Origin of the sequence: Zymomonas sp., assembly GCF_020216885.1 — a bacterium.
GTDB lineage: Bacteria > Pseudomonadota > Alphaproteobacteria > Sphingomonadales > Sphingomonadaceae > Zymomonas.
Map to the genome: position 1 here is coordinate 1 of NZ_JAIWON010000075.1, position 10,000 is coordinate 10,000.

The 10,000-nt window shown below is 44.2% G+C and carries 6 protein-coding genes, 1 tRNA gene, 1 other RNA gene and 1 riboswitch; of the genes, 4 read left to right on the forward strand and 4 right to left on the reverse strand.

Going from position 1 to position 10,000, the window contains the following annotated elements:
- Nucleotides 1-30: 30 nt before the first annotated feature.
- The 3 genes from LDL18_RS04070 to icd all read left to right on the forward strand — a co-directional run bounded on the left by LDL18_RS04070 (nt 31) and on the right by icd (nt 4,249).
- Nucleotides 31-121, forward strand: a tRNA-Ser gene (locus LDL18_RS04070).
- 529 nt (nt 122-650) lie between these two features.
- Nucleotides 651-2,921 (forward strand): aconitate hydratase, encoded by a 2,271-nt coding sequence (locus LDL18_RS04075; protein WP_296507106.1) that lies wholly within the window; start codon nt 651-653, stop codon nt 2,919-2,921.
- A 65-nt stretch (nt 2,922-2,986) separates the two neighbouring features.
- Complete coding sequence (gene icd / locus LDL18_RS04080) at nt 2,987-4,249, forward strand: NADP-dependent isocitrate dehydrogenase (RefSeq protein ID WP_296507107.1); 1,263 nt, start codon at nt 2,987-2,989, stop codon at nt 4,247-4,249.
- Between the two features lie 107 nt (nt 4,250-4,356).
- Here the strand turns inward: icd and trpC are convergent, their stop codons facing one another.
- Nucleotides 4,357-5,151 (reverse strand): indole-3-glycerol phosphate synthase TrpC, encoded by a 795-nt coding sequence (trpC, locus tag LDL18_RS04085; RefSeq protein ID WP_296507108.1) that lies wholly within the window; start codon nt 5,149-5,151, stop codon nt 4,357-4,359.
- Nucleotides 5,152-5,534: 383 nt separating this feature from the next.
- On the opposite strand from trpC, the gene LDL18_RS04090 reads away from it, so the two are divergent.
- Nucleotides 5,535-6,977, forward strand: coding sequence for a SulP family inorganic anion transporter (locus LDL18_RS04090; protein ID WP_296507109.1), 1,443 nt, complete (start codon nt 5,535-5,537; stop codon nt 6,975-6,977).
- Nucleotides 6,978-7,117: 140 nt separating this feature from the next.
- Here LDL18_RS04090 and ssrA read toward each other — a convergent pair.
- The 3 genes from ssrA to LDL18_RS04105 all read right to left on the reverse strand — a co-directional run.
- Nucleotides 7,118-7,468: a transfer-messenger RNA gene (gene ssrA, locus LDL18_RS04095) on the reverse strand.
- Between the two features lie 13 nt (nt 7,469-7,481).
- Nucleotides 7,482-8,921, reverse strand: coding sequence for a voltage-gated chloride channel family protein (locus LDL18_RS04100; protein ID WP_296507110.1), 1,440 nt, complete (start codon nt 8,919-8,921; stop codon nt 7,482-7,484).
- A gap of 83 nt (nt 8,922-9,004) precedes the next feature.
- Nucleotides 9,005-9,082, reverse strand: a riboswitch (Fluoride riboswitch).
- A gap of 53 nt (nt 9,083-9,135) precedes the next feature.
- The coding region (locus LDL18_RS04105; RefSeq protein ID WP_296507111.1) for a sensor histidine kinase at nt 9,136-10,000 on the reverse strand (865 nt) is incomplete at its 5' end.

Genomic DNA, 10,000 nt, shown 5'->3' on the forward strand with positions numbered 1-10,000 from the left:
GATTAGAGCTGCACCCCGCAACACAAATGCGGAGTGGTGGCCGAGTGGTCGAAGGCGCACGCCTGGAAAGTGTGTAGGGGCTAACCGCCTCTCGTGGGTTCGAATCCCACCCGCTCCGCCAGTTTTTCAAAACTGGTTTTCTGACTTTCGATTTTTCCTTTATTTTAAAAAATAAAGGACTAGCTTTACTTGGCTATGATAATCCTCATTTTCTCATCGGCTTTTTTAGTTTAGCAAAATCAAGATACTAAAATTCCGATAGTGTATTTTGTCCTAATTACTTTTGTTATTTTTCTAAATGGCGCTTTCCTAACTTGTATATCAGCTCTGCTGAAACGCGCCCTTGTATCTTTCTATAAGATAACCATAAATTTTCAGATTGCTGGATGATATATCCTTAGTCTCGTTTTAATTTATCGGTCAGTATTTCTAAATTAAGGTTTTGTAATTAAATTTTTATCCCAGCCTAAAATTTCTATAATTTTACAAAGCATCTTTTTTGATAAAAAATAATATTATTACAATTTATGTCTTTTAAAATATATCTATTACAATGTGCTATTAGATAAAAAAATAAATATAAATCCTAACAATTGAATGATATGAGAATTTTTGCAAAGAGAGTGAACTTATAGAAGTGAAAGCGTAAAATGGTTTTTGATGTTGATTTGATCCAGCGTGTTTATCAGGGCTATCGTGATAAAATCCATAAAATACAAATCGCATTAGGTAAGCCGTTAACGCTGACAGAGAAAATACTCTATGCCCATTTAGCTGAAGGTGAAGCACTAAAACCTTATCGACGAGGCGTTGATTACGTTAACTTCGCTCCTGATCGGGTCGCGATGCAAGACGCTACCGCTCAGATGGCTTTATTGCAGCTTTTAAATTCTGGACGGGATGAGGTGGCTGTCCCCTCTACGGTTCATTGTGACCATCTGATTTTAGCCTATAAAAATGCCCATGATGATCTGATCGCAGCAGAAAAGAGCAATCAGGAAGTCTACAGCTTTCTAAAAGACGTTTCGAATAAATACGGTATCGGTTTTTGGAAACCGGGTGCAGGCATCATTCATCAGGTCGTGTTAGAAAATTATGCATTCCCCGGTGGGATGATGATTGGAACCGACTCCCATACTCCCAATGCGGGCGGTCTTTCGATGATTGCTATTGGCGTTGGCGGCGCGGATGCCGTTGATGTGATGGCTGGTTTGCCATGGGAACTGAAAATGCCCCAGATTATCGGGGTAAAATTGACGGGTAAATTGTCAGGATGGGCTTCTGCTAAGGATGTTATCCTAAAACTCGCTGGTATTTTAACCGTCAAAGGCGGTACCAATTCAATTATTGAATATTTTGGCGATGGAGCTGCCGCTCTTTCCGCGACAGGAAAGGCAACAATCTGCAATATGGGGGCAGAAGTCGGGGCTACGACTTCAATTTTCCCATTCGATCAGAAATCTGTTGATTATCTGAAAATGACTGATCGTAGTGAAATCGCTGATCTTGCGCAGTCTCTGGAAGACTGTTTTAGAGCCGATGACGCGGTTTTGGCTGATCCTGCCTCTTATTACGATCGTGTGATTGAAATTGATCTCAGCAGCCTTGAGCCTTACGTCAATGGTCCTTTCACGCCTGATCTCGCATATCCTGTATCAGAATTCGCCAAAGCGGTTGCCGAGCATGGCTATCCTGAAAAGATGGAAGCAGGTCTTATCGGCTCTTGCACCAATTCTTCTTATGAAGATTTAAGTCGAGCTGCCTCGATTATTGAAAATGCAAATTCTTTGGATCTTAAGGTTAAATCCCAGCTTATTATTAATCCGGGTTCCGAACAGGTCAAAGAAACCGCCGAGCGCGATGGTCTGATTGGCGACTTTGAACAGGCTGGTGCCGTGATTATGGCTAATGCTTGTGGCCCTTGTATCGGTCAATGGCGGCGTGAAGGGGCTGATAAAGCGCCAAAAAATTCTATTGTCACTTCTTTTAACCGCAATTTTGCGAAAAGAAATGATGGCAATCCCAATACATATGCCTTTGTTTGCTCGCCAGAAATGGTGGCAGCCTTTTCAATCGCGGGGAGCTTAAACTTTAACCCGCTTAAAGATACCCTAACCAACGAAAAGGGTGAGCAGGTAAAACTAGCAGAGCCGATTGGCGATGAATTACCGAAGAAGGGCTTCACCCTTAAATCAGCAGGTTATATTGCGCCTGTCAAAGATGGCAGCGAGATTAAGATAACTGTCGCGCCGGATTCCGAACGTCTGCAATTACTGGCACCTTTTGCGCCTTGGAATGGCAAGGATATTATCAATCAGCCTTTGCTGATTAAGGTGACGGGCAAATGCACGACCGATCATATTTCTATGGCAGGTGTCTGGCTGCGTTACCGTGGCCATTTGGATAACATTGCCAATAATATGCTAATTGGTGCAGTAAACGCCTTTAACCATAAAACCAATTCTGTGATTGATCCTGAAACGGGCGACTATATGGCTGTCCCTGCTTTGGCTAGAAAATATAAAGCCGAAGGTTTGGGATCGATTGTTGTTGCCGAAGAAAATTATGGTGAAGGTTCATCGCGCGAACATGCGGCGATGGAACCTCGTTTTCTTAATGTAAAGGCGATTATCGTTAAATCTTTTGCCCGCATTCATGAAACCAACTTGAAAAAGCAAGGCATGCTGGCGCTAACTTTTGTCAACAAAGTCGATTATGACAAAGTCCAAGAAGAAGACAAAATCAGCATTTTAGGTTTAACCTCTTTTGCACCGGGTAAGAATTTAATGGTTCAGTTGACCCATAAAGACGGCTCAACAGAGTCTTTTGAGGTGAGCCATACCTATAATCAGACACAGATTGAATGGTTCCGCGCCGGTAGTGCGCTGAATAAATTAAAGTCTGAATATAAAGCCTCATAATTGGGGTGAAGAAAGCGAGGCTATCGCCTCTTTTGAGGCAGATAGGTCTGCTATGAGGAATAGTGATGAGTGAAAAAATAACGTTTACCGAAGGTAAATTACAGGTTCCCGATTATCCCGTTATTCCCTTTATTGAAGGCGATGGTGTCGGGCCCGAAATTTGGCAATCTGCTCAGACGATTTTCGATAAAGCCATTGAAAAGGCTTATGGCGATAAACGCCACGTTGAATGGAAACAGGTTTTAGCTGGCGGAAAGGCTTTTGATCAAACAGGCTCATGGATGCCTGATGAAACGATGACAGCCTTCAAAGACTATCTTGTCGGTATTAAAGGGCCTCTGACAACGCCTATCGGCGGCGGTATTCGTTCTTTAAATGTGGCTTTGCGACAGGAATTGGATCTCTTTGTCTGTTTGCGTCCTGTTCGCTGGTTTAAAGGTGTCGAAACACCGGTCAAACATCCTGAAAAAGTCAATATGACTATTTTTCGGGAAAATACCGAAGACATTTATGCGGGTATTGAATGGCTGGAAGGCACAGATGATGCCAAAAAGCTGTATAAATTCCTGCATGAAGAAATGGGCGTTACCAAGGTTCGTTTCCCTGAAACATCTTCTTTTGGCATCAAACCTGTTTCTATTGACGGCTCCGAACGCCTTGTTCGCGCAGCGATCGAATATGCTATTGCCCAGAAAGCACCGTCCATTACTTTGGTGCATAAAGGCAATATCATGAAATTCACAGAAGGCGGCTTCAAACAATGGGGCTATGCCCTAGCTGAACGTGAATTTGGCGATAAACTCTTTACGATGAACCAATATGATCAGCTAAAAAAGGCACAAGGTGCCGAAGCAGCTGACAAGGCTTTGCAGGCGGCCAAGGCTGCTGGAAAAATTATTGTTAAAGATGTGATTACCGATGCCTTCTTGCAGAATACTCTGCTGAAACCTGAAGATTATTCGGTTATTGCAACCATGAATTTGAACGGCGATTATATCTCCGATCAGTTGGCGGCTATGGTCGGCGGCATTGGTATCGCACCGGGTGCTAATATCAACTATGCCACCGGACATGCGATCTTTGAAGCGACCCATGGCACGGCACCGGATATCGCTGGGGAAGATAAAGCGAACCCGTCTTCGCTGTTACTGTCAGGTGCCATGATGTTTGACTATCTTGGATGGTTCGAAGTCGGCAAGCTGATTAGTCAGGCTATGGAAAAACTGTTCCAGAAGAGACGCGCTACGGTTGATTTGGCGCGCTTCATGCCAGAAGGCGCAGCGCTGCCAACCAGCCAATTTACAGAAGAGATGGTTGCCCATCTATAAATTGTATAATTCCGGCTGCCTGATTTAGGTAGCCGGAATCTTAATTGAAAACAAATGGCTGCAAAAATGCCTTTTTGAAAGGCCGATTATTCTATCGCCAAAAGTTTTTAGGATAATCCCAATAAGTCCTTTGTAGCTTTTTTCAGATCATCTTGCCGCATTAAAGTTTCACCCACTAAAAAACAGCCGATGTCATGACGCTGCATAGCCACCAGATCATCATGGTTGCGAATACCGCTTTCCGCAACAAAGGTGCAATCTTTGGGAGCTGATCCCACTAATTCATAGGTGCGGTCAAAACTGACCGAAAAGTCTCGTAAATCGCGATTATTGACGCCAATAAGGCGGGATCTCAATTTTAATGCTCGCTCCATCTCATCATGACTATGGACTTCTATCAAAGCATCCATGCCATATTCCAAAGCGGCGGCTTCAATATCCTGCATCTGTTGATCATCCAAGGCCGCAACAATAATCAAGATCGCATCGGCACCGATGGCTCTGGCTTCGGTTACCTGCCACGGGTCAATCATAAAATCTTTACGAAGGACAGGTAGTGTTACCGCTTTTCTGGCAGCCATTAAATAATCTTCATGGCCTTGGAAATAGGGGCGATCTGTCAAAACGGATAAACAGGCTGCACCACCTTCTTCATAGTCACGGGCGTGGGTTGCCGGTGTGAAATCGGAGCGGATCAACCCTTTTGAGGGGCTGGCTTTTTTGATTTCTGCGATAAGCCCAAATTGTCCTCGCGCTCTCTTTTTTTCTAGGGCAGATCGAAAACCACGGGGTTGAGTCTGTGCCTTTATCAAATCAAAAAGGGCAGTATTCCCAATCTGTTTTTTCCGTTCCGCAACGAATGCTGCCTTTGTGGCGCAGATCTCTGTAAGAATATTTGACATCGGTGATCCGTGATAAAGGAGAAAAATAAAATCGGGTAAATCTACTTTAGAAAATATCCTTTCCCATAGGGGATAATCCATCGCTCTTAAAGCTGATCTTTAGAAGTCTTAGTATAAAGAAATTATCCTCCACTTCATCATTTAGAAGTGAGGCGTTGGTCATATTATTGGCAATATTCCTGATATTTTGACGATCGGGCTCAGCTTTGCTAAATCCAAAAGCCTTGATTTTGCCCAAAAAACTGAATTGATATTTCCCATCGAAGATTTTTTCTCGATGACGCCGGATAAATAGCGCTAAAATCTTTCGGTAGAATTTTGAGCTATGATAAAAATGGCAATCTCAATTCTTTGGCAAGGCTTAGCATTTGTAAGGATATCCGATGACCAGCGTAAAGAGTCCGCAAGCAAACCTGCCCGTTTACGTTACACGAGAATTATTGGCGGGTATGGTAGCGACCTTTGCGCTTATTCCAGAAGTCATTGCTTTTAGTTCAGTTGCAGGCATTGATCCGCAAGTCGGATTATATGCCTCTTTTGTCATTGGTATTGTTATTGCTTTTTCGGGCGGCAGGCCTGCCATGATTTCGGCTGCTGCCGGTTCGGTCGCCTTGGTTGCAGCGGCGTTGGTTCATAGTCATGGATTACAATATTTGTTAGCTGCTGGTATTCTCGCTGGGGTGTTCCAAATTATTTTTGGTCTGCTGCGGTTATCTATTTTGATGCGTTTTGTGGCTCGTCCAGTGCGGACAGGATTTGTCAATGCTTTGGCTATTCTGATTTTTTCAGCCCAACTTCCCCAAATATTAGGTGCGAATATCCAAGGGCTGATTCTAATCGGGCTAGGGCTGGTGATTATTTACGCTGCCCCCCGTGTTATCCGCAGCATTCCATCTCCCTTGATTGCGATTGTCATTCTGACACTGATTTCGCATTTCTTCCATTTACAGGTGAAAACTGTTGCCGAATTGGGACGATTACCTCTTACTTTACCGCATTGGTCATTACCGAACGTGCCTCTTAATTGGCAGACCGTAGAAATCATTCTGTTACCAGCCTTGGCGATAGCGATGGTCGGGCTACTGGAATCGATCATGACCGCTTTTGTGGTTGATGATCTGACTGATAGCCGTAGCGATAAAGATAGAGAATCATGGGGATTAGGCATTGCCAATATCGCAGCCAGCCTTTTCGGGGGCATTGCAGGCTGTGGTATGATCGGACAAACGGTTGGGAATGTCCGATATGGGGGCAGGGGGCGACTGTCTACTTTTGCCGCTGGCCTATTTTTGATGATTTTTATGCTAGGACTTCGGTCTTGGGTCTCTGAAATCCCTGTCGCTGCCTTGGTCGCTGTTATGGTGATGGTTTCGATCAGCACCTTTAACTGGCAATCCTTCTCGGATGTTAAACGGCAGCCGAAACTTTCAATTATTGTGATGATCGCAACGGTGCTGGTTACTGTCCTGACTCATAATCTGGCTGCCGGTGTCATTGTCGGGGTATTGTTAAGTAGCTTATTCTTTGCCTTTAAAATTGCGTCTTTAATCAAGGTAAAGGCTGTTGATGAAGAGAATAAGCGTATCTACCAAGTCAGGGGGCAGGTTTTCTATGCCTCTGCCGATATGTTTATTGATGCGTTCGATATGAAGGATATTGATGGGCGCTCCGTAACGATTGACCTTACGCATGCCCATTTATGGGATATAACCGCTGTGGAAGCCTTTCAAAAGCTGCAAGAGCGCTTTAGCCATCATAAAGCAGAGTTGACGGTTATTGGTCTGAATAAAGCCAGTTCAGTTCTGATTGATAAGCTGACAGATTGATATTCGTCAGGGAACGACAGAAAAGCTAAAAGAAACCTTTGCTCAAAATCAGCATGGCAAATAAATGAGATAGAAAAAGCCGTGATGGCTTTTGATAGTAGACATGGGAAGCTTCTGTTGCCCGGTGCTTCCCGAACCGCTGGAATCTGCTTCTGTTGCCCGGTGCAGCCCAACCGCGCTCTTACTTAGTAATGTCTACCCGTGAAGGTTTCCATTACGCAGCAACAGCGAGTACCTCGTTATCGTTGGCACTTATAAAAATGATCGGTTTAACGGCTCAATCACGCCGGATGGCAATCAAGTCTTTACTACACACGTCGATCCTGTTTCGCCCCCATCAACAACCGTGGAATTGCTATCCGCGGCTGTTGGTGGAGGCGCCGGAGTACTGCCCTCCGGGTCCGTCGAGTCTATTTCACTTAACAGTCTACCATCGTAGTCACCGAAGTGACGCTCTCTAGCTAAGGTCGGACAGCCATAAAGGCAATAGCTGTCCGTAAATTTTTATAAAAACTTTGCATGATCACTTGCCGTGTTCGCTCCTTCTTTGGCTTCCTCTGCTGAATTCGGCTCTTTTGCTGTTGGATCAATTTTAGCAAAGACCAAAGGATTGCTGGCAGGCGTCCACCAATTCCTCTGCAACATTTTGAGGCTTTGTGCCAAAATTGTATCTGAACGAATATCTGGTTTTTCTGTGCCGATGGTTTGGGATAAATAAATCCCTGAATAGCCGCTAAAGATATAAGCCGTGCAACATCCGGCGGCAAAATAAACGATGTTATCCGCTCCGAACATCTCTACGCCCATAATAATGCAGGCAAGGGGGGTATTGGCGGCGGCACCAAAGACAGCGATAAAACCAATTCCAGCAAAAAGATCGACAGGCGCGCCAATAATATGGGCAATCGTGCTACCTAAGGCTGCTCCAATAAAGAAAAGAGGTGTTACCTCACCCCCTTTAAAACCGGTGCTAAGAGTGACCACTGTAAAGATAAATTTTAGTAACCAACTCCAATAATGATGCTGTTGGGGATCAAAAAAACTACCTAACTGTAATCCATTCGGTTGGGCTGCAATCGTCCCTATACCAAGATAGTCTCTCGTTCCAGTAATATAAACCAGAGCAATCACAATAAGACCGCCTGTAAAACTGATAAGAGGTGTCGATGGAATAACTTTTTTGAACCATTGGGCGCTATTGGCGAGACTTTCCGAAAAGAGGCGGGCGATAACACCAAAAGCGATAGATGCCAGAATAACTTTGAAAAAGAGGATAATATTTAATTGGAAATGCCCCATCTGGCTAAAGGAAGCCATGCTATAACGCAGATGGTCCATACCCCAAAGGCGACAGACCCAATCACCCAAGATCGCCGCTGTCAAAGCCGGAATGAGAGCGCGATATTCCAATCGGCCAATAACCGGCACTTCTAGGGCAAAGATCGCTCCCGTGACAGGTGTCCCAAAAACAGCACCAAAACCAGCGGCAATACCTGATATCAGGAGCAAGCGAATATCTTTTTTATCAAGCCCTGCGATTTTGCCTATGCCGCTGGCAATGCTACCGCCTAACTGGACAGCCGTGCCTTCTCGACCTGCCGAGCCGCCAAAAAGATGCGTTATAACGGTCGATATAAAAATAAGGGGTGCCATGCGTAATGGAACACCTGCATTTGGCTTATGGATCTCTTCCAAAATGAGATTATTACCACCCGCCGCTAATTTACCGTAACGGCTGTAAAGCCATGAAGTGATAAAACCAGCAGCCGGTAATCCAAAAAGAAGCGCGGGATATAGAAAACGCGTTTTTGTCGCCCATTCCAACGACCATAGAAACAGGGCGCAACAACTGCCGATAATAGCTGCCAATGGGAAAATGATAGCAAGCCATTTAAACAGCAAAATAAGCCGATAAGGTTTGTATTTTAAAAATAACTGATACATCTGGCATCCTTTAATCAAGGAGCCAAACCCTGTTCCGCCAAGAACGATTATCAGCAGGCATGACTCCTCAATCATAAAAATATGTTTGAGCAGGAGTCATCAGCCTAAAGGGCGGTTCGATCCAAAGAAAGGATCAGGTAGATTCCATTACCTTGTCTATATTAAGGCTAAAATAAAGCCAAAAGTCAAGTCAGTCGATAATAGAGGTTATCCCCTAACCGCAAGGCAGAATAAGGCTAGAAACTACATAGCGGTTAGGCTGATTACTTAATGTGAATTTTCCTTTGAACTGTCGGGCAAACATAGCCGCAATTTTAAGACCGAGGCTATCGACCTTTTCAAGGGAAAAGCCTTGGGGAAGAGGTTTGCCATTATTGGAAATGGTAAGCTCGATTTGCCCGCCAATTTTTTGAAGCTTAATCTCAATAAACGCATCTTTATGATCGCCTTTAAAGCCATGCTCTAACGCGTTTGAAACGGATTCAGCGGACACAAGTGCTAAAGGAATAGCCATATCCGATGGCAAGATCAGGTCTTCGGCTTCTATTTTATAGCGGATATTGGGAAGATTACTGGAAGCAATGACCTCTTTGATCAAGCGATCAAGGATAAGTTTTGCTCCAAGCTGATTCCCGTTTTTAATATAAAGCGCCCGCTGTAATTCACCGATCATATGAATTCGACGAACAGAGGCATCAATAGCTTCCTTGGCTTTTTCATCGGTGATGCTACGACTTTGCATCCGCAATAATGATGCAATAACCTGCAAGTTATTTGAAATGCGATGCTGTAATTCATGAAACAGCAATTCATTGCGTTCAGCCAACATCTGATTATAGGCGCGCTTTTTCTGGAGGCGGTAATTACCTTGCTGTAGTGCAATTACCAATCCCATATCAGTAACTGTTTCTAACAGACAAAGAAACCAGACCAATACGCCGTTAAATCGGCTCCCTTCTTCGATAAAATAAGGCGCAACCATCAAGCTAAGAATAGCCGCGATAATACCGGGTCTTGTCCCAAAAAGGAAAGTAACCACAAGCATGGTCGGCATAAAGGTTACGAAAGGATAACCTGCC

Coding starts and splice junctions, on each gene's coding strand:
- LDL18_RS04100 (WP_296507110.1), bottom strand. CDS start 8,921: ATGTATCAGTTATTTTTAAAATACAAACCTTATCGGCTTATTTTGCTG.
- icd (WP_296507107.1), top strand. CDS start 2,987: ATGAGTGAAAAAATAACGTTTACCGAAGGTAAATTACAGGTTCCCGAT.
- LDL18_RS04075 (WP_296507106.1), top strand. CDS start 651: ATGGTTTTTGATGTTGATTTGATCCAGCGTGTTTATCAGGGCTATCGT.
- LDL18_RS04090 (WP_296507109.1), top strand. CDS start 5,535: ATGACCAGCGTAAAGAGTCCGCAAGCAAACCTGCCCGTTTACGTTACA.
- trpC (WP_296507108.1), bottom strand. CDS start 5,151: ATGTCAAATATTCTTACAGAGATCTGCGCCACAAAGGCAGCATTCGTT.